The organism is Seonamhaeicola sp. ML3 (genome assembly GCF_023273855.1).
Lineage (GTDB): Bacteria > Bacteroidota > Bacteroidia > Flavobacteriales > Flavobacteriaceae > Seonamhaeicola.
Window position 1 is genome coordinate 350,780 of the sequence record NZ_CP096884.1, and the last position, 23,446, is coordinate 374,225.

Here is a 23,446-nt window from a genome sequence, read left to right on the forward strand (position 1 = left end):
AACAGAAAAACATCAATAGTGTTAGCTTACAAAACAGGTAAAGATTTCGCCATAGAATTAGATAAAAACGATGAGCTTGCATCTTATAGAAATCAATTCCATATCCCCAAAGACAAGAACGGAAACAACCTCATTTACATGACGGGCAACTCCTTAGGCCTGCAACCAAAATCCACAAAAGAATACATAGACCAAGAGCTTAATGATTGGGCAGAATTGGGTGTTGAAGGCCATTTTGAAGCTAAAAACCCTTGGTTGGGTTACCATGAATATTTAACTAAAAAAATGGCCAATGTTGTTGGGGCCAAACCCATTGAAACCATAGTAATGAATACCTTAACGGTAAACCTTCACCTCATGATGGTTTCATTTTATAAACCAACAAAAACACGTTACAAAATACTTATTGAGAGCGATGCGTTTCCTTCTGATAAATATGCGGTAGAATCGCAACTACGCCACCATGGTTTTTGCGATAAAGAAGGACTTATACTCTGGAAACCAAGATACGGAGAAGAATTGCTTAACTACGACGATTTAGAAACCATTTTAAAACAACAAGGCGATGATATTGCCTTGATATTGCTCGGCGGTGTTAATTATTATACTGGACAATTCTTCGACCTTAAACGCATAACATCTTTAGGTCATGAATACGGTTGCTTGGTAGGTTTTGATTGTGCCCATGGTGCTGGTAATGTAAAACTCGACCTTCATGATTCAGGCGCCGATTTTGCCGTTTGGTGCTCCTATAAATATTTAAACTCCGGACCTGGCAGTTTGGCCGGGTGCTTTGTGAATGAAAAACATGCTCACCGAAAGGATTTAAACCGATTTACAGGTTGGTGGAGTCATAACAAAGCGACTCGATTTACTATGCGAGATGAGTTCGACCAACTTCCCGGAGCCGAGGGGTGGCAACTTAGTAATCCGCCTATTTTATCTATGGCGGCCATAAAGGCTTCGCTTGATATGTTTGAAGAAGTGGGCATGGATAAGCTGGTTGAAAAATCGAAAAAACTTACTGGATATTTTGAGTTTTTAATGAAACAGCTAGGTGAAGATGCAATAAGAATTATTACTCCTGAAAATCCAGATGAGCGTGGTTGCCAATTATCTATACAAGTAAAAAAAGCCGATAAATCATTACACAAAAGACTAACAGCTTCTGGAGTAATTAGCGATTGGCGAGAACCCGATGTAATTCGTTGTGCACCGGTACCGCTTTATAATTCATTTCAAGATATTTATAATTTGGTTGAACGCCTTAAAGAAATATTAACTTAACTTGTCTATAATTAGGCGTATACCTAACTAATTTCAGCGAGAAAGGAATTGCAAAATGAAAGAACAAAAACAAAATATTCTAATCATTGGAGCTGGTCTTTGTGGAGCGTTACTGGCATTACGCTTGGGGCAACGTGGTTATAGCGTCTCGGTTTATGAAAAACGCCCCGATTTAAGAACAGTAGATATTAGTGCTGGCCGTTCTATAAATCTAGCGTTTTCAAATAGAGGTGTAAAAGCCATGAAACTCGTTGGTTTAGGTGAAAAAGTAAAACAGCTTTGCATACCTATGCATGGCCGTATGATTCATGGAAAAAAAGGACAGACCTTCCTTTCGCCCTACAGCGGTAGAGACCATGAATACATTAATTCGATTTCAAGAGGAGACTTGAATGCTCTACTTTTAGATGAAGCCGAAAAGCATAAGAATGTCAACATTTATTTTAATAAAAAATGCAAATCTGTTGACTTTGAAAACACTACGGCAACGTTTAAAGATTACGAATCAAAATCAGAATTTATTGAGGATGCCGATATCATTATCGGAACAGATGGTGCTGGCTCAGTGCTTAGGAAAAGTTATTACTTGGGTAAAAAATTTCTGTTTAGTTTTTCTCAAGACTATCTAACCCATGGTTATAAAGAGTTGAGTATTCTCCCAAAGCCCAATGGTGGGTTTAAAATTGATAAAAACGCTTTACATATTTGGCCAAGAGGGCGCTTTATGTTAATTGCCCTTCCCAACCTTGATGGAAGTTTTACCGTTACCTTATTCCTAAGCTATAATGAGGGCACTTATAATTTCAAAAATCTAGATACCGATGACAAGATTCTGGATTTCTTTAAAAATGAATTCCCCGATGCCTTAGCCAAAATGCCAAATCTACTTGAAGATTTTAAGAACAATCCAACGGCGCCTCTAGGCACCATTAAATGTTCGCCGTGGCATTATAAAGGCAACACCTTGTTAATGGGTGATGCTGCTCATGCCATTGTGCCCTTTTACGGTCAAGGGATGAACGCGAGTTTTGAAGATGTTGTTGAATTTGACAAGATACTCGATAAAAAATTAGGTGATTGGGAATCTATTTTTAAAGCCTATGAAAAAACTCGAAAAAAAGATACCGACGCCATAGCCGATTTAGCTATCGATAATTATTATGAAATGCGAGATCATGTTGCCAACCCCATATTCAAGGAAAAACGTAAACTAGAAATGGCATTGGAAAAAGAATTTCCCGAGGATTATGCATCTAAATATGCTTTGGTTACTTTTAATGACGCCATAGGTTATGAAAAAGCTATGCTGAGAGGTAGAGCTCAAGATAAGGCCATTTTAAATATGCTATCTCAAGAACACACCGACTTATTTAGTGATTTGAAATCTACTCTAGAAATGGTTAAAAAAGAAACCGAAGCCATACTAACAGAAGATAAAATCGCTGGATTAAAATAAACACTATTTGAAACCCTTGGTTTAATAAAAAAGATGATATTCTTTTCAACGTCAGATTGTCATTCCTGCGAAGGCAGGAATCCATAAGAAAAACTGGATTCCGTAACAAGTACGGAATGACAAACAGATTGAAAAAAGTTTACAAAAACTAATGTAACTACAATAGGAATGCAGGTTTTTAACATCCAACTTGAAAATAAAACAGAATGAACCTTAATTTAAACAATAAAAATGCTCTAGTATGTGGTAGCACGCAAGGCATAGGAAAAGCAACGGCCATGTTACTCGCCCAAGAAGGCGTAAATGTTACTCTAGTAGCTAGAAACAGAGAAAAACTAAAAAAAGTTTTAGCAGAACTACCTCAACACAGAAACCATAATTATATAGTTGCAGACTTCTCCAATCCAAGGGAATTACAAGAACAGGTTATTAAGTTTATAAATAGCAATCATGGATTCCATATTGTAGTTAATAATACTGGCGGACCAAGAAGCGGGGATATTCTAAATGCCAGTTTAGATGAATTCGAAAATGCATTTACCATGCATATTAAATGTAACCATGTGCTGGCACAAGCCACGATTCCGTTTATGAAAGACCAAGGTTTTGGACGCATTGTAAATATCATTTCCACTTCGGTTAAAGAACCTATACCAATGCTTGGTGTTAGCAATACCATAAGAGGGGCTGTTGGGAACTGGAGCAAAACACTTTCTACCGAAGTTGCTCCATACGGCATAACCGTTAACAATGTGCTTCCTGGCTTTACCGATACAGAAAGGTTACATGAAATCATAAAAATAAAAGCAACTATTGAAGGAACTAGCCCTGAGGAAATGGCCGAAATCATAAAAAACTATGCCCCAGCCAAACGTTTTGCAAGTCCAGAAGAAGTTGCCAATGCCGTTGTCTTTTTAGCCAGTGATGCCGCAAGTTATATTAACGGTATAAACATCCCGGTAGATGGCGGTAGAACAAAATCACTTTAAAACCTTCTCCATTGGTGTAATCTTTAGATGTTTTATATCTTTAGTATAAATTAAAAATCATTGTTTCATTACCACTCAAACTTTCAATTTTGAGTGTTACATAACAAACCGAATTAAGAAAACACTATCATGAGCAAATTAGTATCACCCATAAACTTTAAAGCGTGGATTGAAGAAAACCGTCATCTTTTAAAACCACCAGTAGGCAATAAAGTTGTTTGGGAAGATGGCGATGTTATAGTCATGGTTGTTGGCGGGCCTAATAGCAGAACAGATTATCATTATAACGAAACACCAGAATTTTTCTATCAAATAGAAGGCGATATTGTTTTAAAGGTTATTGAAGAAGGTAAGCAAAAAGACATCCACATTAAAGAGGGAGAAATTTTTCTATTACCCCCAAAAGTGCCGCACTCACCTCAACGTGGTGCTAACACTGTTGGTTTAGTGATAGAATATCCAAGACCCGCTGGTGTAAAAGACAAGCTACAATGGTATTCTGAAGACAACGGAAGTTTATTGTACGAAGAAGAATTTACTTTGTCTAATATTGAAACCGATTTACCAGCAATTTTTGATAGATACAACTCCAAAATAAAGAAAGACGCTAAACGCAAGTGATTTTTTGTTGTATTCAAAAAGTTGAGATGAACTTTTAGTATTAAGGATTTTAACTAAAAGAAAGTAAGACGACGTGATTAATGTCTTAAACAAATAGGTTACAATACATCGATATGGAAAAGCGTAAACTTAGAATAAATGGCCACTCCCACTTGCTCCCCTACCCTGAGGAGATTCCTGAGTTTATGCGCGAAAAAGGGATTTTTTGGGTGGACAAGGACCGAAAGTTCATGTTACAAAAAGGATGGAAACGTCCCGTTACAGATTCTAGCTTCTTTTTAAACGAAAAGCTGGAATGGATGGAACGCAACCAGATAGACCATGCTGTTGTTCTTAATCTGTCGCAATTATACGGTAACGGTTTACGTGTCGAGGAAATGAAAAAAGCCCTGCGCTTTCAAAATGATTTTAACGCTAGGATTCAGCATCAACACCCTAACAAATTTACTTGTGGATTTGTGGTTCACCCCGGATTTATAAGAAGTGCTTGCTGGGAAATAGAGCGCTGTGTGGAAGAACACGGTCTACAATTACTATGTCTTCCCACGCATTACATGGATACAATTGGTACTTGGCGGTGTATATACGACGAGGAAAACGAACCACTTTTTGAGTTGGCAAACGCCTATAACCTAGCAGTTGAAATTCATCCTTACGATGGTGAAAAATTTATTAAACTGGAAAATACCTCATGGCGATTCCATTTAATTTGGATGTTGGCCCAATGTGCCGATGCCTATCACTTTTTAACCTTAAACGGCTACCAAGAAAAATACCCCAACATGAGAACCTGTTTTGCTCATGGCGGACAATTAGCCCAAATTAATCTGGGACGGCGCATTCAAGGCTTTGATGGCAGACCCGATTTGTTTGAAGGTAAGCACCATCCAAGAAAAGCTGTTGGCCATAAAAATATTTTCTTCGATACTCTAGTACACGATACAGGTGGTCTTGAACTCCTCATCAGAAATCATGGTTCAAAACAGGTCATTATGGGGTTAGATGACCCCTATCCACTTGGTGAAATGGAAAGTGAACCTCAATCATCTTACCCTGGGAAACTCCTAGACCTAGCCATGAATCGAAACATTATCAACCAAAGCGAATACAATGCTATCTGGGAGGATAATGTTATACAATGGCTCTGCGGTGAAGACATGGCATACAAACAAAAATTAGTGGATAGAATTCTAAGCTAATACACTGAATATAAGCAAAAACTAATCAAGTCTATCTAGTTAGTTTTTCACTTCTTCTTTTAATTCTGGTAATAATTTGGCAATCAAACTTGGGTCTTCAATATATTTCTTAGCAACACGATTAACTAACTTTGTTGTTATATTATCTAAATTCTCTTCATAACCATCAATGCCATCATCGAATGTCTTTTTCCAATAGACCTTATTGTACATATGGTTGAGCCAAAAGCTATTGGTTTCCAGACCTTTCTTTCTATTAAGCACCCAATTTTTCTTCACGCCCTCTACTTCTTTTTTAGATACGCCTTTTTTAATAAGCTCCTGTAAAACAGCTAAACTCTCATTTTCAAGGCTTTCCACATTGTCCGGAGCACAAGAAAAAGTAATACTACCAGTGTATCTGGAATAAGGACGACCAATATGTCTTAAACCAGCGCTTACCGAGTAAACACCGCCCTTTTCTTCTCGAATCTTATCTCGAAGATGAGTTTGAAATATATTTCCGAATATATTTAATGCCTTATCCTCATTTTTAATGTGCTTTGCTTCTTTTAAAAACTCTATTTTTAGAGTTGCCTTATCCTCCAGTCCTTTACGCACCTCTACACGCTCACCAGAAAGTATATTTTTAAAAGTAGTTAGCTTATAGTTCTCACGTTCCTCTGTACTGGGTAAGGAAGCAATATATTTTTCAACAAAATCTTTTAAAATATCCTCATCAAAATCACCAACAAAGAAGAAATTAAAATCACCAGCATTTTCAAATCGCTTGGTATAGGTTTTGTATAAATCTTTATAAGGTACAGAGTCTAGCAACTTCTCCATATTATCACCTTCGTTGATATCAAAATACCTTGGATTATCTTTGTTTTTCAACTTGCTAATGGCACTAGAAAACTCGTTTCTAGGGCTTAATTTTCTATTTTTTAGTACCGCTTTTATTTTATCTACGTAATTTAAATACATGGTTTCATCATAATTAACCTCTGTAAAAACTAGGTAGATGAGTTTAAATAGCGTTTCTAAATCTTCAACCCTTCCGCCACCTCTTAAGCCTTCTTCATAAGAAGATACAAATGGAGAAACGTTTACCATTTTACCATCCAAAACCCGTTTTAACTCATGGGGCTTATATCCACCAATACCACAAACGTTAACAATTTCCATGTGTCCTACCCGTTTAATTTCTTCGTCATTTAGTAACGAAGTTCCGCCGTAGCTAAAGGCTTTAAAGCTTATTTTTTCTTTATCGAAATCTGTTTTTTTATAAAATACCTTAGCACCATTGCTAAGCTCAATTTTTTTAATACCATGAGCCCCATCTTCCTCATGAACAATCTGACCTTTTGGTCTGATTTCTTTTAAAAGTTCATTTTTAAGTATTTTAGGTATATAAGGTGTTAAGGTAGAATCCTTTTCTGCAGTACTTAACACGCTGAGTAGAGCCTCATTAGTAGGAAGAACAAAACCTTCTTTTTCTGGAGCCGTTACTATTAAAGCTCTGTTGTCTTTATGGTAATAGGTATTAAACAACGTTTCAATATCTTTAACTGTTATTTCAGGAATTATTGCTTTATCAAAAGCATATTTCCAATCTTTGGAATAAAGTACCCAATCTCCAGAAAACTCTTGTTCTAAAAGCCTTAAATAACTACCAGAATACCAATCATCTTTACTTTCTATAAAAGATTCATTACTGGCCAACATATCCTTTTTTATATCGCTTAGCTCTTCTTCACTAAAACCAAAACGTTTGATACGCTCTAGCTCTAAAACCATGTGTTTAAGTGTCTTTTCAATTTCAGATTCCTTTGCAGAGGCACCAATAGAAAAATTATAGTGATATTTACTTAAAGTGGATGAAATGCCCACACCGGCACCGATAAAAGGTGGTTGTTCACTATTAGAAAGCTCATCCAGCCTTCTATTAATTATTCTTTGCATTATACTTTTTACAATACCTTCTTTTCTATGCTTCATTAAGGTATTCTGTCTCCTTTTTGGGTATTTATCAAAAAAGCGCAGTCGAATAGAAGTCAAGGTCTTTTCTTTATCGGTGATAACCTTTACACGTGTTTTATTGTAATAAGGTACCGTATCGAAAGTCTTGAGTTGTTTTTCATTAACAGGGTTCGTCAATGCAGAAAAGTGTGTCTTTATTTTATCTTCGACATAAGCGGCATCTATATCTCCGGCAACTACAATTCCCATTAAGTTGGGGCGGTACCATTCTGTATAATATCTTCTTAACTCATCGTAAATAAAGGTTTCAATATTTTCAACCTGTTTATCAAGTTCAAAAAACTCCAATTGTCTCATTCCCTTATACAAAAAGCTACGTATCTCATCACCTACGCGTTGACCACTACCTCGCATTCCCCTTAATTCTTCTACAATAACAGGCCTTTCATCATCTATTGCATCATCCTTTAACAACATATTATGTGCCCAATCTTCTAAAATTTGAAATGCCTTATCTACTTGTTTTAAGTTTTTAGTGGGTACTTTTAACTTGTAAACCGTTTGATTCTGCCCTGTACTGGCATTTAGGTCCATCCCGAACTTAACACCTATACTCTCTAAATATTTAATGAGTTTATCTTTTTTGAAGTTCTTGGTTCCATTAAAGCCCATATGCTCTAACAGATGTGCTAGCCCGTGTTGTTTTTCATCCTCTTGCAGAAAACCAGCCTTAACAATTAACCGAATGTAAACGGTCTCTTTTGGTCTATCGTTTTCTTTTATAAAGTATTTTAATCCGTTGGGAAGTTGCCCTCTTAAGGCAGTGGTGTCTTTAGGGATTTCACTTTCTAAGTTGTAGGTTGTTATGGCTTTATTAGTTTCTTGGGCGCTTAAAAGCATAGATATGCTTAAAAAGCAGAACGCTAAGAAGTGTTTCATAAGTAGATTATTGTGTTTTTTAAGGTTTACAAGTTAGTGTTTGTTTTGTAATAAAAGTTACATGTTTAGTTCTTTTTTTATTTTTTAAAATAACCCCTTCCTATTGTTATTTACAAAGTGATTTACGCCTCAAAGAAATCTATAAAAGATTATTCTACATATCAATGTCTTACAAACTGCATTATAGCCTTATAAATTGCAAATACTTTATAAAATTTGGTAATTTTGAGGACCTTATTAAAATTTCATGCATTTTATCCCAGAAGAATTAGACGATTATGTAGTAGCACATTCTGAAAGCGAACCAGAATTACTGCAACAGCTAAATAGGGAAACCTACCAGAAAATATTACAACCCCGGATGCTTAGCGGACATTACCAAGGGCGTGTTTTAAGTATGATTTCTAAATTAGTAAACCCAAAAACCATTTTGGAAATTGGTACCTACACCGGTTACTCAGCTTTATGTTTAGCAGAGGGCATGCAACAAAATGGCACTTTACATACTATAGATGTTAATGAGGAACTTTATGATTTTCAAAGGGCTTATTTTAACAAATCGGGGTATGGTAATCAAATAGTTCAACACTTGGGAAATGCCTTAGATATCATTCCTGAAATAAATACCGCTTTTGACCTTATTTTTATAGATGCCGATAAAACCAATTACCCAAACTACTTTAACGTGATTATCGACAAACTAAACCCGGGAGGGATTATACTATCGGATAATGTATTGTGGAGCGGTAAAATTATTGAAGATTTAAAATCCGATGATTCTGATACCAGAGCACTACTTGAGTATAACAAAATGCTAAAAGAAGATCATCGCATTGAAACGGTTATACTACCAATAAGAGATGGGTTAACAATAAGCAGGAAAATAGGTTAAAGGATTGAAAATACTCAATCTAAAAAAGATGAGATACTGTCTCTAAGATTATGGAAAGTTGTGATTTAACTAGAACCTACGCTTTACAGAGCCTGTGAAGTCATCGATATCGTCTTTTACCTTATCGATTTCTTTCTTAACATCTTTCGTAATACTGGTGTCGATACCATGATTTTCGGCACTCTTGGTAATTTCATGCTTAATATCGTTGGTGGCATCTTTAAGAGTTCGCATACCTTTACCCAAACCTCTGGCAATTTCAGGTAATTTATCGGCACCAAAAACCATAATGGCGATAAACAAAATGAAGGCAATCTCTGCGCCGCTGATAAACAAAAATGTAGGCTTATAAATCACGTTACAAAAGTACATTAAATTTTAAACGAAAAAAACTAATGCTCTATTGAATTTGCTTAGGATACATGTAATTGTCAAAAGCATAATTCACAAAAAAACCGACTTTAAAAGTCGGTTTTATATTAACCTTTTATCCTGGTTTTAAATTTTTCGAAAGCGCTAGTCTCTTCTTCTGTAATTGGCCATTTGTTGTTGCTAGTGTCTACATCGGCTGTTTCTAAGTCGGGATCTATAACAATACCAACTATTTCTTTATCAGAGGCAATAGATTTACTAACTTCATTATCATTCAACCTCCAAATTTGGGCAGGATACGTTTCTCTTTTCTTAGAACCATCTGCATAGGTATACTCTACTATTATGGGCATAACTAAACCTCCTGGTTTTTCAAAAGTAATATCATAGAAGAACTTTGGTGCTTTGATATTCTTTTGCTCTTCTGGCGTAAAATTATCCATTATGTACTCTTTAAGAGGAGTAGAATTTTCTAATAACGTTCCATTTTTCATTTCTTCTTTATATTCTTCACTACCCTCTTCTATCATGTACACCAAAGGTTTTAACTGTGTTGGTTTTACATTGTATTTTTTCATGTAATCCTTGATATATTGGTTGTGCTCTGAAGACACATAATATCGTTTTACATCTTTTAAACCTATGTCTACCCAGTCTGTAGTGTAGAACCATCCTCTCCAGTACCAATCTAAATCGAAAGCCGAAGCGTCTTCCATAGTCCTAAAGAAATCTTCAGGAGTTGGGTGTTTAAACATCCATCTTTGCGCATATTCTTTGAATGCATAATCGAAAAGCTCTCGTCCCATTACGGTTTCACGAAGAATATTTAATGCCGTGGCGGGTTTTCCGTAGGCGTTATTACCAAACTGATAGGTGTTTAATCCTTTTGTCATTATGGGTGCAATGTAATCTTGGTCACCGCTCATGTAAGGTATGATTTTATGAGCTGGGCCTCGTTTAGAGGGATACACTTTATCGTCTGGTGATAGAGCTTCTGGATACTTTTCACCAAAATCTACCTGAGCCACATGCTGTACAAAAGAGTTTAGACCTTCGTCCATCCATGTCCATTGACGCTCGTCGCTGTTTACAATCATAGGAAAGAAGTTATGTCCCACTTCATGAATAATAACACTCATCATTCCATATTTTACACGATCGCTATAAGTGCCATCTTCCTTGGGTCTACCATAGTTCCAACAAATCATAGGATACTCCATACCTTGTTGCTTTGCATGAACAGAAATTGCTTTGTGGTAAGGATAATCGAACGTCATTCTAGAATAAGACTCCAATGTACTGGCCACAGCTTTTGTAGACCATTCCTCCCATAATGGGTTACCTTCTTTTGGGTAGAGTGAGACTGCCATGATATCTTCGCCACCTATTTTTACAGCCATCATATCGAGAATAAACTTTCTAGATGTTGCGAATCCGAAATCACGAACATTTTCTGCTCTTAACTTCCATGTTTTTGTGGCTTTAGAAAAACCCTTTTCAGCTGCTTCAGCCTCAGACTGACTGACAATTATAACAGGTTCTTTGTAACTCTTTTTTGCTTGCTCATAACGATTCATCATAGTTTTAGAGTAAACGTCCTTCCTGTTTATGAGTCTTCCTGTACCATCTAAGATATGATCGGCGGGAACGGTGATATCGACCTCAAAATCACCAAAAGGCAAAGCGAATTCATCTCTCCCCCAAAATTGTGAATTTTGCCATCCTTCTACATCATTGTAAACTGCCATTCTTGGATAGAATTGAGCAATGACATAAGCACGATTCCCATCTTTGGGAAAGTACTCGTAACCAGAACGCCCATCTTCCTCTACATGATTATTAATATAGTACCACCATTGTATTGAAAAGGTAAACTTATCTCCTGTAGACATGGGTTTTGGCAGCTCTATACGCATCATAGTTCTATTGATGTAATGTTTAAGAGGTGCTCCTTTAGCATTTACAACCTTTTGAATATTAAAGCCACGCTCTAGGGGTTCACCCATATATTTTGCGGCAAAATCATTGGGGAGCATTACAGGTTCTATACTATCGGCTTCTATAAGTGGCGATTTAGAATCTTGCGCTCTTTTATTTTGATCTAACTGAACCCACAAATACTTTAACTCATCTGGTGAATTGTTTGTATATGTAATTGTTTCGTATCCTGAAATTTTTGCATTTTCATCATCTAACACAATCTTCATTTTATAATCTGCCTGCTGCTGATAATAAGCACTACCTGGAGCTCCCGAAGCTGTTCTATACATATTTGGAGTTGCAAATTCATCGTATAGTTGCTTAAATTTGTTTGTATTAGTATGCCCTGTTTTGATTTGTTCAACATTGCTATCTTGGGCATGAGCACCAATAAAGGTTAATACAAATACAACAAAAGTTAGTTTCAGTTTATTCATTATAAAATTTTTAAATAACTACAAAAAGACTTACTGATTATAACAACAAACAGACAATCTTTTAAAAATTGAACGAAATTAAGGATTTTAAGAAAAGTCTAACTTATTTTTAATTAAAATTTAACACCTCTCTATTTTTTTGGGCAACTAGAATAAAACTCTTCTTCTTAGAATTAATATTTGTTTTTATGATATTTTGTTGTCCTTCAAACAAGTCAAATAAAACAGAATTACTTATTTCAAAGGAATTAATTGAGGCTACATCCTCGATTTCCAGATAGACTTTTAAAAGGTCTAAATCGTATTCCTTACCTATGTATTTAATATCTGCTGCTTCACCATTAATCTTTATGTTAATTTTCCCCTTGAGGTAAAGCTCAATATACTCGTTTGTCGACACCATTTCTTCGTGTTCCTCTAAAACAATGGCCTCATTATAGCGTTGCTGCAATAAATTTTCGAAATCATCCAAAAAAATTCTGGTAATGATTTGTACAGACTGTTTATCCTCAACATATTCCACTTGTGTAACACTTAGGTAGTATTTATGCATCACCGAAAAAGCAAACAGCGGTATGCAGAATAAAAGAACTAGTGATTTGTAAGTTTTCATTTATTTTTTTTGCTAATGTAACGATTCTTGATTGTTCAAAAAGTATTCCAAAGGGGATTAATCGACTTTTGTCTTTAAAATTTTTTTGAAAGCTTTTAATCTTTCTGTGAGATATTGAAAGACCTGAAAATCTGATTTTCCTTTACATCTAACCATGAAATCTGATGCTTCTTCACAAAAAAAGAAGAATTCGTTTCTATGTTGTTCTTTTAACTCATAACTAGTAAATAGTGCTTTGGAATGTTTTGATCTAATTTTACGGATTAAGTTCTGCCTGTTTTCAATTTCTACCCGTTCTTTTAACATTTTGGTTCTACCTGTTAATCCATTTATTATAGGATCAAGAGAAGCTCCTCCCAAAATCATACCTATTAACATTTTTGGTTTAAATTCTCCTGCTTGAGCTAACCGCCTTTCACTTTGTGTAGCAATTTTTCCTTTATAACCAGGAATACCCACATCGTAAAAATTAATGGGTGTATTGGTATCTGCATTTTCGATATCGGATAATAAATTACCTGTTAAGACCTTACCAACAAGAACTTCTTCAAGTTCATTTGTTTGCTCATCTAGGGGCACTATCATGGTTTTGGACAATATAGTACCTTTAGTCACTATAATATCTTTAACTCCAAATTGAATCGAAGAAAATTGAAGCGTATCGTGCACCTCGGCATTGATCTTAAACTCGCCGTTAATATTTGTTATGGTAAATACTTGTGCTGTTTTGTTTATAACATGAATATTTTCAACATCGGTTTTACTTATAACCTTTCCGGAAATTTCAACCTCTTGAGCGAAAGAAATTCCAAATATGAAGAAAAATGCAAAAACTAAATTAGTTTTTAGCATCCTGTTTTTTTAGAAACTGCTCGCTTTTTTCGAAAAGGAACTGTAAGCATTTAATCTCATTGCCCTTTTTTAAAAGTTCGCGATCTAAATCTTGATTATCTACATAAGCCACAAAAGCGTCTACTTCTGCTAAAGGAATATCAAACATTTCGCTTATGTATTCATGCGAGTAGACATCGGTCAACTCAATGGGGTGTTCAATTTCAAGGTAATCGGGTAGCTTGTACGATTTGTCTTTTTTACCAAAAATGAGCTTACCTATTTTTTTAACATCAAAACCGTTATACAATTCCCCTTTACTAATTCTGGACTTCAAATCATTTTGAACCGCCTGAGCATCAAATATTTTATCATCAAAGTATTCATAGTTGGTATTCATGTTCCCCATATCTAGAATAAGGGGTTTTATGTTAGCTACATTTTTTATATCAGCATCTACATTCCCCGTTAGTCCAGAGCGCAATAGAACAGCATCTAATTTATGTATTTGCTCTACTAAATGAATGCCTAATTGTTTTGAATCTACAACATCTTCGGGAACAGTAATGGACAGTGCTTCAAATTGAATAGCAGAAATCTGGACAATATCATTAACAGCAACCGCAATGCTAAACTCTCCTTTATCGTTAGTAATAGTCCCTTCATTTGATGACGCATTGTAAACTGTAATGCCTTCCACATCATTGGCATCGGCGTATATTTTCCCTTGTACTTTTATCCTTTCGGTAGTTTGAGCAACACTCAATAAAGGCATCATAATTAAACAGAAAACAAATACAACTTTTCTCATAAAACGAATTTTCTATAAATTTCGGGTTTACTTTTTTAATCCAAATTAAAACTCATTATAAACTTTTGTTAAAAAGACTGTTTCACTAATTTTAACAACATTCTTGAATTTAAATGTCATCGTTAATCATGAGAAACATCATTCTTGCAAGTACATCTACAATCCACGGAGGCGAATACCTTGAGTATTTATTACTGGAATTAGCTACTTTTTTTAAAGATACGGAAGAAATTTTATTTATTCCTTATGCCAGACCAAGTGGTTTAAGTCATGATGATTACACAAAAAAAGCTGAAAAAGCATTTGCGAAAATCAAAAAAAATGTAATTGGTATTCACTCTACTAAAAACCCCGTAGAAGCCATAAAAAAAGCTAAGGGTATTTTTACTGGAGGTGGCAATACATTTGTTTTAACCAATATACTATACAAATACAACTTAATTGAGACTTTAAGGGCATCTGTGCAGAATGGCACACCTTATTTGGGCACTAGTGCCGGAAGCAATATTTGTGGCTTGGATATAAAGACTACCAACGATATGCCCATAGTTTATCCGCCAAGTTTTGGTGCCTTAAAACTAGTTCCGTTTAACATAAACCCGCATTATTTGGATCCAGACCCTAATTCCAAACATATGGGTGAAACACGAGAAACTAGAATAAATGAATTTCATAAATTTAATTCACAACCCGTTGTTGGTTTAAGGGAAGGTAGTTGGTTATATATAAAAGGCGAATCGATACTCTTAAAAGGAAACTTATCGGCCCGAATTTTTGAAGCTAACAAAACACCCTATGAAATTGATACTGAGACCAACCTTAGCTCCATAAAATAAATTTACACAAAAAAAAGACCTCACTTAAAGTGAGGCCTTTTGAGCGGGAGACCAGGTTCGAACTGGCGACATTCAGCTTGGAAGGCTGACGCTCTACCAACTGAGCTACTCCCGCCTTTTTGCGCTTGCAAATATAAAATCTATTTATTTATCTCCAACTATTTTGTTAGATTTTTTAAAAAATGAAAGCCTAAAATTTTAAAACCTTCGTTAAAATAAAATTTATGTGAAGGAGCATTTGCTACATAGGTATTTAGCTCTACAGCTTCATATCCTTTACTTTTGGCATGCTCGTAAATCCAACTAAAAAATTGTTTTCCTAATCCCTGTCCGCGGTAGTCTTTCTCAATAAAAACATGATCGGGCTCAACACTTCTTCCTGAATAATGCCTTGTACAATACCATAATCCGGAAACACCTATTATCCTATCATTATGGTAAACGACTGCACACTCGTAATTATCAAAATTTGCCATTTCTGCAAACCGTTGTTTTAAGACCCCATACGATATTTTGTTATTGTTTAGTTTTTCCACTAATGGAATAACTTCATTTATTCGATTCTTTTCAATAATTTTAAAAACGAATGCCATAGCGATTAGAACTCTATAAATTAATTACGGTAGACGAAATTATCAAGAAAAAATGAATTATCATATTAAGTTCATAACTGCTAAGGAAACACACACTGTAAGACACCCCGTTTTACGACCTGGTAAACCTATTTCATCTTGCATCTTTTATGGAGATGAACTTGATAATAATTTTCATCTTGGCTTATATAAAAACACCAAGCTTGTTGGTGTAGCTTCGTTTTTTAACAACAAGCATCCTAGTTTAAAATTTAACAGGCAATATCAATTAAGAGGTATGGCGATTTTAGAACCGTATCAAGGGAAAGGTCTCGGTAATAGACTCATTAATCATGCTGAAGATATCCTAAAAGCTAAACATATAGAAGCCATATGGTGTAACGCCAGAAAAATAGCAGTAAACTTTTACAGTAGAAATAATTTTCAAATTAAAGGAGACCCTTTTGAGATTGAAGATATTGGAACACACTATGTTATGTTTAAAAAAATCTAACTTAGATGTGACAATTATTATTTTAGAGTGTCATAAATTTAAGATGGTAATTTATTGCTTTTAACTACACAAAAATAAACAGATGAGAGGTAGAAATCTAAAATTCAGGTTATTAATAGGTGCTGCAATAGCTATTTTCTTTGTTTTTAAAAGATGTAGCCAACAGGAAAAGAACCCTTATACAGGTCGTGTACAAACTATATCGATGACTCCTGACAAAGAAATTGCCATAGGTTTACAAAGTGCGCCCCAAATGGCACAACAACATGGCGGCTTACACCCAAACAACAAATACCAAGCTTTTGTAGATGAAGTTGGAAATAAATTGGTTTACAGCAGTATGGCTAAGGACACACCTTACAAATATGATTTTCACTTACTTAACGATAATAAAACCATCAATGCATTTGCGCTACCGGGTGGACAAATATTTATTACCTACGCCTTATTTTCCAAATTGGAAAATGAGGACCAACTAGCCGGAGTACTTGGCCATGAGATAGGACATGTACTGGGCAGGCACAGTGCAGAACGAATTGCTGAAAGTGAATACTGGCAGGGTTTGGCTACGGCAGGTTCGGTTGGCGCAGACATGGGTGGTTTGGTAAGCGGCATTGGTCAGCAGAAATTATTAACCAATGGTAGAGATGATGAATTAGAAAGTGATGATTTAGGGGTCCTGTTTATGCTCAATGCTGGCTACAACCCCAAAGAGATGATTGGCGTAATGCAAATTCTAAAAAAAGCAGCAGGCCCCAACAGAGTTCCAGAATTTCAAAGTACTCATCCTGACCCTGATAACCGGATAGAAAAAATAAAAGCAGCAATAAGAAAGTATGAAAACATCCAATAAAAAAAGCCTCGTTAAACGAGGCTTTTTTGACTGACTAACTCAAAATAATTTATAAAAGTTATTATAATTATTTTCTCTTTTTCTTCTTAAGATTTGCTTTGATCATTGCAGCAGCTTCATCTGCCCCATGAAGTTCGGCATACTTAACCGCTGTAAAGCTTTTGTTTGAACATCTTAATTTTAAGTTAGCTCCATTATCAATTAAGAGCTTTAAAATTTCGGTTCTGTTAAATTTTGCTGCATACATTGCTGGTGTCATTCCATTAGATCGTTCATTAACATCGGCTCCTCGTTCTATTAGTTTCTTTACAGTATCTATGTCTCCTTTTGCTATAGAAACACAAAATGAATTTACCTTAAAGAAATATTCTGAAGAACTATTCTTAATAGTTGAAGTGGCAGATGTTGTGTTAACAGAAACTAATGCAACACACAAAGCTAGTACTGAAGTAATGATTGTTTTTTTCATGATGAAAGATTTTAAGTTTGATTAAATGATTCGCTTTTTGATATACTAAAGAGACGACATTTTTTTTAGATTGTTACAGTCTTCACTATTAATAACACATTTTTAACGTTTGTTTCACAAATCATTAACGAAAACGTTTTCTTGCTATATTTTTCGAAAACCTAGAAAAATAAAGGTTTTTCAGAGATTTTAAACTTCGTATTTTACGAAACTTCAGTATCTTTGCCTAGTTTTAAAATTTAACAAAAATGAACAAAAAAGTTATCTTAATGATACTAGATGGTTGGGGAAATTCTCCCGACCCAAAGGTGTCGGCAATAGATCATGCCAATACTTCTTTCATAGATTCACTATATACTAAATATCCTCACGCCACTTTAAGAACAGACGGCCTTCATGTCGGCCTACCTGAAGGGCAAATGGGAAATAGTGAAGTAGGTCACATGAACTTAGGAGCTGGTAGAATTGTATATCAAGATCTAGTTAAAGTTAATCTGGCGGTAGAGAATAAAACCCTAAACAACGAAAAAGTACTTGTAGATGCTTTTACATATGCAAAAGAAAACAATAAAGATGTTCATTTTTTGGGCTTACTAAGTAATGGTGGTGTACATTCACATATAAACCACTTATTAGGTTTAATAGATGCTGCTAATGACTTTGGTGTTAAAAATTCTTATGTTCATGGATTTACCGATGGTAGAGATGTCGACCCAAAATCCGGTGCGGGCTTTGTTAAGCAATTACAAAATCACATCGAAGGAACAAACACAGAAATAGCAAGTATTTCTGGTCGTTACTATGCTATGGATAGAGACAAGCGATGGGAACGCATTAAATTTGTTTATGATGCTCTTGTGAACGGTAAAGGTGAAAACTCAACCAATATTGTAGATGCTATAGAAGCTAATTATGCGAATGATATTACCGATGAATTTATAAAACCTATCGTTTCTGTTAACGATAACAACGAAGCCATAGGAAAAATAAAAGAAGATGATGTCATTATATTCTTCAATTTCAGAACAGACAGAGGTCGCGAATTAACCGAGGCGCTATCTCAGGTAGATTTCCCTGAACACAACATGAAGAAACTGAAGTTACACTATGTAACCCTGACAAATTACAATGACACTTACAAAAACGTTAATGTAATATTCAATAAAGAAAACTTAAACGAAACTCTAGGTGAAGTTTTAGAAAAGAACAACAAAACACAGATAAGAATAGCAGAAACAGAAAAGTATCCTCATGTTACATTTTTCTTTTCTGGAGGTCGTGAAGAGCCTTTTAAAGGGGAGCAACGCATCTTAAGGAACTCACCAAAGGTGGCTACCTACGACTTAAAACCAGAAATGAGTGCTTTTGAACTTAAAGATGCTTTAGTTCCTGAACTTCAAAAAGGTGAAGTAGATTTTGTATGTCTAAATTTTGCTAACGGTGATATGGTTGGCCATACTGGTGTTATGGATGCAGCAATAAAAGCATGTGAGGCAGTAGATCAATGTGTCAACGAAGTAATCACAACAGCTCTTGAGCACAACTACACAACTCTTTTAATTGCCGATCATGGTAACTGCGAAACTATGATCAATCCAGATGGTTCTCCAAACACGGCGCATACAACTAATCCAGTTCCTGTAATCCTAATAGACAAAGAACTTAATGCCATCAAAGATGGTATACTTGGTGATATGGCACCAACTATTTTAAAACTTATGGGAGTTGAACAGCCAGAAGCTATGACTCAACACGCTTTGGTTTAATATTTATAAGAGAATTAAATTTGAAAACCCCGCTTTTAGCGGGGTTTTTAGTTGTATGGTATTTAGACAAGTTACATCAGAAAAATAATGTATTTTTGTGTATTCGAATCTATCATAACATGAATTTTAGCAACACACTTACAATAGCCGTAGATTTTGATGGCACTATAGTAGAAGATGCTTACCCAAAGATTGGTAAACCCCAAATGTTTGCCTTCGAAACTCTAAAAAAACTACAGGACGATGGACATCGATTAATTTTATGGACTTATAGGCACGGCATAAGACTTAATGAAGCCGTTGAGTTTTGTAAAAAAAATGGCATTAATTTTTATGCAGTAAACAACAGTTTTCCAGAAGAGCATTACCTTTACGATGCCAGCAGAAAAATTAACGCAGACCTATTTATTGATGATAGAAATTTTGGTGGCTTTCCAGGTTGGGGTGAAATCTACCAAGACCTCACGAATTCCGAAGCTCCAAAACCAAAAAAATCTAAAGGCTTTTTTGGCTTATTTAAATAAAACCTTTTTTCATATAACTATAGTCTCATAAAGCTTTTGAAAATATACTTTAGGAGTATTTAGTATCTTTGCCATTATTTTTTAACATGATAGAAGTAAAAAACCGAGAGGAAATAGAATTAATGCGCGAAAGCGCCCTTATCGTATCAAAAACGCTTGGGGTTTTAGCAAAAGAAATCAAGCCAGGCGTAACCACGTTACAATTAGATAAAATTGCTGAAGAACATATAAGAGATTGTGGCGCCGAACCCGGTTTTTTAGGATTATATGATTTCCCAAATACGCTTTGTATGAGTCCCAATGAACAGGTCGTTCATGGCATTCCAAATGGTACACCGCTAAAAGAAGGGGATATTATTTCTATAGATTGTGGAGCGTTAAAAAATGGATTTTATGGTGACCATGCGTACACATTCGCAGTTGGGGATATAGAACCCGAAGTCGAAAAACTACTAAAAATAACAAAAGAGTCTCTTTACGTAGGAATAAGAGAGTTTAAGCTAAATAATCGTGTTGGTGATGTAGGCTATGCTATTCAGCAGTATTGTGAAGCTCATGGTTATGGCGTAGTGAGAGAACTTGTAGGCCATGGATTAGGCAGAAAAATGCACGAAGATCCAGAAATGCCAAACTATGGAAGACGGGGCAAAGGAAAGAAATTTATTGAAGGCATGGTTGTGGCTATTGAACCCATGATCAATATGGGAACTCACCGAATCAAGCAACACAGAGACGGCTGGACCATAACTACTCAAGATAAAAAGCCTAGTGCTCATTTCGAACACGATGTAGCTTTAGTAGATGGAAAACCCGAATTGCTATCAACCTTTGCATACATTTACGATGCTTTAGGTATAAAAAGCGATGAAGAAGCCGAATTCCGTCAAGAGACATTGGTGCTTTAACAATAATGAAAAAACTCTTCAAACTTGTTCTAAACCTTGTACCAAGGCCAATATTAATAAGGTTGAGTTACATGGTTAGGCCTATTTTAATATTCTACCTAAAGGGAAACAAATTTACAGACCCTATAGATGGTAAAAGCTTCAAATCTTTTTTACCTTATGGATATGGTCATCAGCGTAACAATGTTTTATCCCCATCTACGCTTTCGCTGGAACGGCACAGGTTATTATGGCTATATTTAAAAAACGAAACCAATTTTTTCACTGGCAACCATAGAGTTTTACACTTCGCTCCCGAACAAGCATTTCATAAAAGATTTAAGAAGATGCGTAATTTAGATTATGTTACAACTGATCTAAATTCTCCTCTAGCAGATGTGAAAGCAGATATATGCAGCTTGCCTTTTGAGGACAATTCTTTTGATATCATTTTTTGCAATCATGTTCTAGAGCATATCCCTGATGACACAAAAGCCATGGAAGAAATGTATCGTGTTATGAAAACTGGTGGCATGGGAATTTTTCAAATACCACAGGATTTGAACCGTCAAATTACTTTCGAAGATGATAGTATTATAGACCGTAAAGAGCGCGCTAAAATTTTTGGACAATATGACCACGTTCGTATCTACGGACGCGACTATTTCGACAAGCTTAGAAATATTGGATTTACAGTTAAGGAAGTAGATTATACCGCTACCTTAAGCGAAGAAGAAAATAAAAAGTATTGCTTAGCAAAAGGGGAAATTATTCCCGTAGTTTTTAAATCTTGATTATGATTCAGCAATTTATAATGACTGCCGCGATATTTGGAGCTTTAGCTGTTATTTTTGGGGCTTTTGGTGCCCATGCATTAAAAAAAATATTATCTGTAGAGGAACAAAAAAGTTTTGAAACGGGTGTAAAATATCAAATGTATCATGCCCTTGTATTATTAGCTCTTGGGTTAAATCCTGAATACAGTTCCACTAGCATATATTGGTGCTTTACGTTAGGTATTATATGCTTTTCCTTTAGTATTTATGGGTTAGTATTGTCTAGTGCAAAGAATAAAAAGCTAAAATTTTTGGGTCCAATAACTCCATTGGGAGGCTTGCTTTTTGTTATGGGCTGGATACTTCTTCTATTTAAAACCTTTTAAATCAAAGCCCTAATCAGGAAATCCGTTTAAAGATAAGGTCTCGAAAGCATTATCCTCATTTTCAAAAATCAAGAACACTTTTAACTCTGGGTGGTGTTTTAAAAACGATTTAATTTTTTCAATACCCATGGCCTTAAAAGCAGTTGCATAGGCATCGGCTGTCATACAATCATCAGATATTACTGTTATACTTAGCAGGTTAGTTTTGCTGGGATAACCAGTTTTTGTATCAATGATATGAGAATACTTATTACCGTTTTCATCAACCTTGAACTTTCTATAGGTGCCAGATGTAGCCATAGCAGCATCTTTTAATGGTATAGCCTTAAAAACCGATTGTGTCCCATCAAAATGTGGTCTTTCAACACCAACTGTCCAAGCCTTTTGCTTTTCAGTATTAATACCTCTCACTCTAATCTCCCCTCCAATTTCAACAAGATAATTTTTAATGTTTTTCCCTTCCAGAAACTCACCAATCACATCAACACCATAGCCTTTTGCAATAGCGTTAAACTCCATATAAATATTGGGATGGTCTTTTTCAATACTTGTGTTAATCCTCCTTGTTTTATCAAATCCAACAAACTGCATTAAACTATCTATTTTTAGACTATCCAGTTCTTGGATAATGTCTTGAGCACCAAATTGCCAAGCATTAACGATATTACCAATTGTTGGATCAAAAGCACCATTGGTAAGTTCAAATATTTTTTTTGAGGCATCAAAAACCTTAATAAAATGTTCATCTATTTTCACGAGCTCATTTCTATTAAGCTTTGAAATATCAGAATCTATCTGATAAGTTGACAAAGACCCATTTAAGACTTCAAATAAATTTTCAAATGCCTTTTGATAATTTTCATCTGAATCATAAATAACAGAATAGGATGTTCCGAATACAGTGCCAGACAATTTTGTGTTTTTTTCTTCATTGGTGCAAGACATAAAACAACAAAACAAAAGGAATATCATAAAAATTCTGGCGGAGCTCAAGCGCTTCACCTTAATTTGAAACTGATTTAAAAGTATTTGTAAAAGTTCCATTATCACAATACAATAAAGATTAATTCAAATGAGTATCTAAAACTTGTATACCATTGTATTCTAGTAAGTAATCTTCGTTTAGATAAATATGCTCCTTTTCACCATTTGGATTACCTAAACCAACCCCTGCATAAAGTACTTTCGCATCATTATCTCTAGCATGTTTTTTAAAGGATTCCATCCAAACCACATCGTAATTATTGGGATTATCTGGTAAGATAACCGCCTTAACAATTACAAAATAATATTGCTTATGCTTGTCCATACAAACAAACTGGGGATGCTTTTTTAGTTTGCTGTTTATAGCAATAAACTCAAAACCACGTTTCTCTAAATCTTTACCAACATGGTTCATTGCTAAATTATGAAGTTCTTGAGGTGTAAGTGGTTTACTCATATTGCAAAAATAACATTTAAATTAGGCATTTTAAGG

Annotated in this window: 24 protein-coding genes and 1 tRNA gene; 14 read left to right on the forward strand and 11 right to left on the reverse strand. The window is 35.2% G+C overall.

Annotated features, from left to right (window positions below):
• Positions 1 to 18: 18 nt before the first annotated feature.
• The 5 genes from kynU (at position 19) to M0214_RS01645 (ending at position 5,552) form a co-directional block, all read left to right on the forward strand.
• The gene (kynU, locus tag M0214_RS01625; protein WP_248723736.1) at positions 19 to 1,287 is read left to right on the forward strand and encodes a kynureninase; all 1,269 of its coding nucleotides are present in this window, start codon (positions 19 to 21) and stop codon (positions 1,285 to 1,287) included.
• A 55-nt stretch (positions 1,288 to 1,342) separates the two neighbouring features.
• Positions 1,343 to 2,743 carry an NAD(P)/FAD-dependent oxidoreductase gene (locus M0214_RS01630; protein WP_248723737.1) on the forward strand — a complete coding sequence of 467 codons (1,401 nt, stop codon included), beginning with the start codon at positions 1,343 to 1,345 and terminating at the stop codon, positions 2,741 to 2,743.
• Positions 2,744 to 2,949: 206 nt separating this feature from the next.
• The gene (locus tag M0214_RS01635; protein ID WP_248723738.1) at positions 2,950 to 3,732 is read left to right on the forward strand and encodes an SDR family oxidoreductase; all 783 of its coding nucleotides are present in this window, start codon (positions 2,950 to 2,952) and stop codon (positions 3,730 to 3,732) included.
• Between the two features lie 129 nt (positions 3,733 to 3,861).
• Entirely contained in the window at positions 3,862 to 4,353 is a 492-nt protein-coding gene (locus M0214_RS01640; protein WP_248723739.1) for a 3-hydroxyanthranilate 3,4-dioxygenase, read from the forward strand.
• Positions 4,354 to 4,466: 113 nt separating this feature from the next.
• Positions 4,467 to 5,552 carry an amidohydrolase family protein gene (locus M0214_RS01645; RefSeq protein WP_248723740.1) on the forward strand — a complete coding sequence of 362 codons (1,086 nt, stop codon included), beginning with the start codon at positions 4,467 to 4,469 and terminating at the stop codon, positions 5,550 to 5,552.
• A gap of 39 nt (positions 5,553 to 5,591) precedes the next feature.
• Here M0214_RS01645 and M0214_RS01650 read toward each other — a convergent pair whose 3' ends face one another.
• Positions 5,592 to 8,453, reverse strand: coding sequence for a pitrilysin family protein (locus tag M0214_RS01650; protein WP_248723741.1), 2,862 nt, complete (start codon positions 8,451 to 8,453; stop codon positions 5,592 to 5,594).
• 247 nt (positions 8,454 to 8,700) lie between these two features.
• On the opposite strand from M0214_RS01650, the gene M0214_RS01655 reads away from it, so the two are divergent.
• Positions 8,701 to 9,345, forward strand: a complete 645-nt coding sequence (locus M0214_RS01655) for an O-methyltransferase (RefSeq protein WP_248723742.1) — start codon at positions 8,701 to 8,703, stop codon at positions 9,343 to 9,345.
• A 69-nt stretch (positions 9,346 to 9,414) separates the two neighbouring features.
• On the opposite strand, the gene M0214_RS01660 is transcribed toward M0214_RS01655, so the two are convergent.
• From M0214_RS01660 to M0214_RS01680, 5 genes are all read right to left on the reverse strand, one after another.
• The gene (locus M0214_RS01660; RefSeq protein ID WP_248723743.1) at positions 9,415 to 9,717 is read right to left on the reverse strand and encodes a twin-arginine translocase TatA/TatE family subunit; all 303 of its coding nucleotides are present in this window, start codon (positions 9,715 to 9,717) and stop codon (positions 9,415 to 9,417) included.
• A 107-nt stretch (positions 9,718 to 9,824) separates the two neighbouring features.
• Positions 9,825 to 12,134: a M1 family metallopeptidase gene (locus M0214_RS01665; protein WP_248723744.1), complete on the reverse strand. Its 2,310-nt coding sequence runs from the start codon at positions 12,132 to 12,134 to the stop codon at positions 9,825 to 9,827.
• A gap of 109 nt (positions 12,135 to 12,243) precedes the next feature.
• Positions 12,244 to 12,747 (reverse strand): DUF6702 family protein, encoded by a 504-nt coding sequence (locus tag M0214_RS01670; protein WP_248723745.1) that lies wholly within the window; start codon positions 12,745 to 12,747, stop codon positions 12,244 to 12,246.
• Positions 12,748 to 12,804: 57 nt separating this feature from the next.
• Positions 12,805 to 13,599: a carboxypeptidase-like regulatory domain-containing protein gene (locus tag M0214_RS01675; protein ID WP_248723746.1), complete on the reverse strand. Its 795-nt coding sequence runs from the start codon at positions 13,597 to 13,599 to the stop codon at positions 12,805 to 12,807.
• Positions 13,586 to 14,389 (reverse strand): carboxypeptidase-like regulatory domain-containing protein, encoded by an 804-nt coding sequence (locus tag M0214_RS01680; protein ID WP_248723747.1) that lies wholly within the window; start codon positions 14,387 to 14,389, stop codon positions 13,586 to 13,588. Before M0214_RS01680 ends, M0214_RS01675 begins: the two co-directional genes overlap by 14 nt.
• 128 nt (positions 14,390 to 14,517) lie before the next feature.
• Here M0214_RS01680 and pepE point away from each other — a divergent pair, with 128 nt between their 5' ends.
• Positions 14,518 to 15,225 (forward strand): dipeptidase PepE, encoded by a 708-nt coding sequence (pepE, locus tag M0214_RS01685; protein ID WP_248723748.1) that lies wholly within the window; start codon positions 14,518 to 14,520, stop codon positions 15,223 to 15,225.
• Between the two features lie 42 nt (positions 15,226 to 15,267).
• Here pepE and M0214_RS01690 read toward each other — a convergent pair.
• Positions 15,268 to 15,340, reverse strand: a tRNA-Gly gene (locus tag M0214_RS01690).
• A gap of 43 nt (positions 15,341 to 15,383) precedes the next feature.
• A complete protein-coding gene (locus tag M0214_RS01695) occupies positions 15,384 to 15,818 on the reverse strand; it encodes a GNAT family N-acetyltransferase (protein ID WP_248723749.1) in 435 nt (144 codons plus the stop codon).
• A 52-nt stretch (positions 15,819 to 15,870) separates the two neighbouring features.
• Between M0214_RS01695 and M0214_RS01700 the strand changes: the two genes are divergently transcribed.
• Positions 15,871 to 16,311 carry a GNAT family N-acetyltransferase gene (locus M0214_RS01700; protein WP_248723750.1) on the forward strand — a complete coding sequence of 147 codons (441 nt, stop codon included), beginning with the start codon at positions 15,871 to 15,873 and terminating at the stop codon, positions 16,309 to 16,311.
• Between the two features lie 82 nt (positions 16,312 to 16,393).
• Positions 16,394 to 17,164, forward strand: a complete 771-nt coding sequence (locus M0214_RS01705) for a M48 family metalloprotease (RefSeq protein WP_248723751.1) — start codon at positions 16,394 to 16,396, stop codon at positions 17,162 to 17,164.
• A gap of 67 nt (positions 17,165 to 17,231) precedes the next feature.
• Here M0214_RS01705 and M0214_RS01710 read toward each other — a convergent pair whose 3' ends face one another.
• On the reverse strand, positions 17,232 to 17,633 hold the full coding sequence (locus M0214_RS01710) for an ankyrin repeat domain-containing protein (protein WP_248723752.1): 402 nt from the start codon (positions 17,631 to 17,633) through the stop codon (positions 17,232 to 17,234).
• Positions 17,634 to 17,881: 248 nt separating this feature from the next.
• Here M0214_RS01710 and gpmI point away from each other — a divergent pair, with 248 nt between their 5' ends.
• The 5 genes from gpmI to M0214_RS01735 all read left to right on the forward strand — a co-directional run bounded on the left by gpmI (position 17,882) and on the right by M0214_RS01735 (position 21,969).
• A complete protein-coding gene (gpmI, locus tag M0214_RS01715; RefSeq protein ID WP_248723753.1) occupies positions 17,882 to 19,399 on the forward strand; it encodes a 2,3-bisphosphoglycerate-independent phosphoglycerate mutase in 1,518 nt (505 codons plus the stop codon).
• A 119-nt stretch (positions 19,400 to 19,518) separates the two neighbouring features.
• A complete protein-coding gene (locus M0214_RS01720; protein ID WP_248723754.1) occupies positions 19,519 to 19,923 on the forward strand; it encodes a BT0820 family HAD-type phosphatase in 405 nt (134 codons plus the stop codon).
• A gap of 86 nt (positions 19,924 to 20,009) precedes the next feature.
• Entirely contained in the window at positions 20,010 to 20,828 is an 819-nt protein-coding gene (gene map / locus M0214_RS01725; protein WP_248723755.1) for a type I methionyl aminopeptidase, read from the forward strand.
• Positions 20,829 to 20,833: 5 nt separating this feature from the next.
• Positions 20,834 to 21,601 carry a class I SAM-dependent methyltransferase gene (locus M0214_RS01730; protein ID WP_248723756.1) on the forward strand — a complete coding sequence of 256 codons (768 nt, stop codon included), beginning with the start codon at positions 20,834 to 20,836 and terminating at the stop codon, positions 21,599 to 21,601.
• A gap of 2 nt (positions 21,602 to 21,603) precedes the next feature.
• The gene (locus M0214_RS01735) at positions 21,604 to 21,969 is read left to right on the forward strand and encodes a DUF423 domain-containing protein (RefSeq protein WP_248723757.1); all 366 of its coding nucleotides are present in this window, start codon (positions 21,604 to 21,606) and stop codon (positions 21,967 to 21,969) included.
• A gap of 9 nt (positions 21,970 to 21,978) precedes the next feature.
• Here M0214_RS01735 and M0214_RS01740 read toward each other — a convergent pair whose 3' ends face one another.
• On the reverse strand, positions 21,979 to 22,881 hold the full coding sequence (locus M0214_RS01740) for an FAD:protein FMN transferase (protein WP_248723758.1): 903 nt from the start codon (positions 22,879 to 22,881) through the stop codon (positions 21,979 to 21,981).
• A 151-nt stretch (positions 22,882 to 23,032) separates the two neighbouring features.
• Entirely contained in the window at positions 23,033 to 23,410 is a 378-nt protein-coding gene (locus M0214_RS01745; RefSeq protein WP_248723759.1) for a Na(+)-translocating NADH-quinone reductase subunit F, read from the reverse strand.
• Positions 23,411 to 23,446: the final 36 nt, after the last annotated feature.

Coding starts and splice junctions, on each gene's coding strand:
- M0214_RS01665 (WP_248723744.1), bottom strand. CDS start 12,134: ATGAATAAACTGAAACTAACTTTTGTTGTATTTGTATTAACCTTTATT.
- M0214_RS01660 (WP_248723743.1), bottom strand. CDS start 9,717: ATGTACTTTTGTAACGTGATTTATAAGCCTACATTTTTGTTTATCAGC.
- M0214_RS01650 (WP_248723741.1), bottom strand. CDS start 8,453: ATGAAACACTTCTTAGCGTTCTGCTTTTTAAGCATATCTATGCTTTTA.
- M0214_RS01710 (WP_248723752.1), bottom strand. CDS start 17,633: ATGAAAAAAACAATCATTACTTCAGTACTAGCTTTGTGTGTTGCATTA.
- M0214_RS01735 (WP_248723757.1), top strand. CDS start 21,604: ATGATTCAGCAATTTATAATGACTGCCGCGATATTTGGAGCTTTAGCT.
- M0214_RS01720 (WP_248723754.1), top strand. CDS start 19,519: ATGAATTTTAGCAACACACTTACAATAGCCGTAGATTTTGATGGCACT.
- M0214_RS01655 (WP_248723742.1), top strand. CDS start 8,701: ATGCATTTTATCCCAGAAGAATTAGACGATTATGTAGTAGCACATTCT.
- map (WP_248723755.1), top strand. CDS start 20,010: ATGATAGAAGTAAAAAACCGAGAGGAAATAGAATTAATGCGCGAAAGC.
- M0214_RS01630 (WP_248723737.1), top strand. CDS start 1,343: ATGAAAGAACAAAAACAAAATATTCTAATCATTGGAGCTGGTCTTTGT.
- M0214_RS01675 (WP_248723746.1), bottom strand. CDS start 13,599: ATGCTAAAAACTAATTTAGTTTTTGCATTTTTCTTCATATTTGGAATT.
- M0214_RS01640 (WP_248723739.1), top strand. CDS start 3,862: ATGAGCAAATTAGTATCACCCATAAACTTTAAAGCGTGGATTGAAGAA.
- M0214_RS01745 (WP_248723759.1), bottom strand. CDS start 23,410: ATGAGTAAACCACTTACACCTCAAGAACTTCATAATTTAGCAATGAAC.
- M0214_RS01700 (WP_248723750.1), top strand. CDS start 15,871: ATGAATTATCATATTAAGTTCATAACTGCTAAGGAAACACACACTGTA.
- M0214_RS01635 (WP_248723738.1), top strand. CDS start 2,950: ATGAACCTTAATTTAAACAATAAAAATGCTCTAGTATGTGGTAGCACG.
- M0214_RS01705 (WP_248723751.1), top strand. CDS start 16,394: ATGAGAGGTAGAAATCTAAAATTCAGGTTATTAATAGGTGCTGCAATA.
- M0214_RS01680 (WP_248723747.1), bottom strand. CDS start 14,389: ATGAGAAAAGTTGTATTTGTTTTCTGTTTAATTATGATGCCTTTATTG.
- pepE (WP_248723748.1), top strand. CDS start 14,518: ATGAGAAACATCATTCTTGCAAGTACATCTACAATCCACGGAGGCGAA.
- M0214_RS01645 (WP_248723740.1), top strand. CDS start 4,467: ATGGAAAAGCGTAAACTTAGAATAAATGGCCACTCCCACTTGCTCCCC.
- M0214_RS01730 (WP_248723756.1), top strand. CDS start 20,834: ATGAAAAAACTCTTCAAACTTGTTCTAAACCTTGTACCAAGGCCAATA.
- gpmI (WP_248723753.1), top strand. CDS start 17,882: ATGAACAAAAAAGTTATCTTAATGATACTAGATGGTTGGGGAAATTCT.
- M0214_RS01695 (WP_248723749.1), bottom strand. CDS start 15,818: ATGGCATTCGTTTTTAAAATTATTGAAAAGAATCGAATAAATGAAGTT.
- M0214_RS01670 (WP_248723745.1), bottom strand. CDS start 12,747: ATGAAAACTTACAAATCACTAGTTCTTTTATTCTGCATACCGCTGTTT.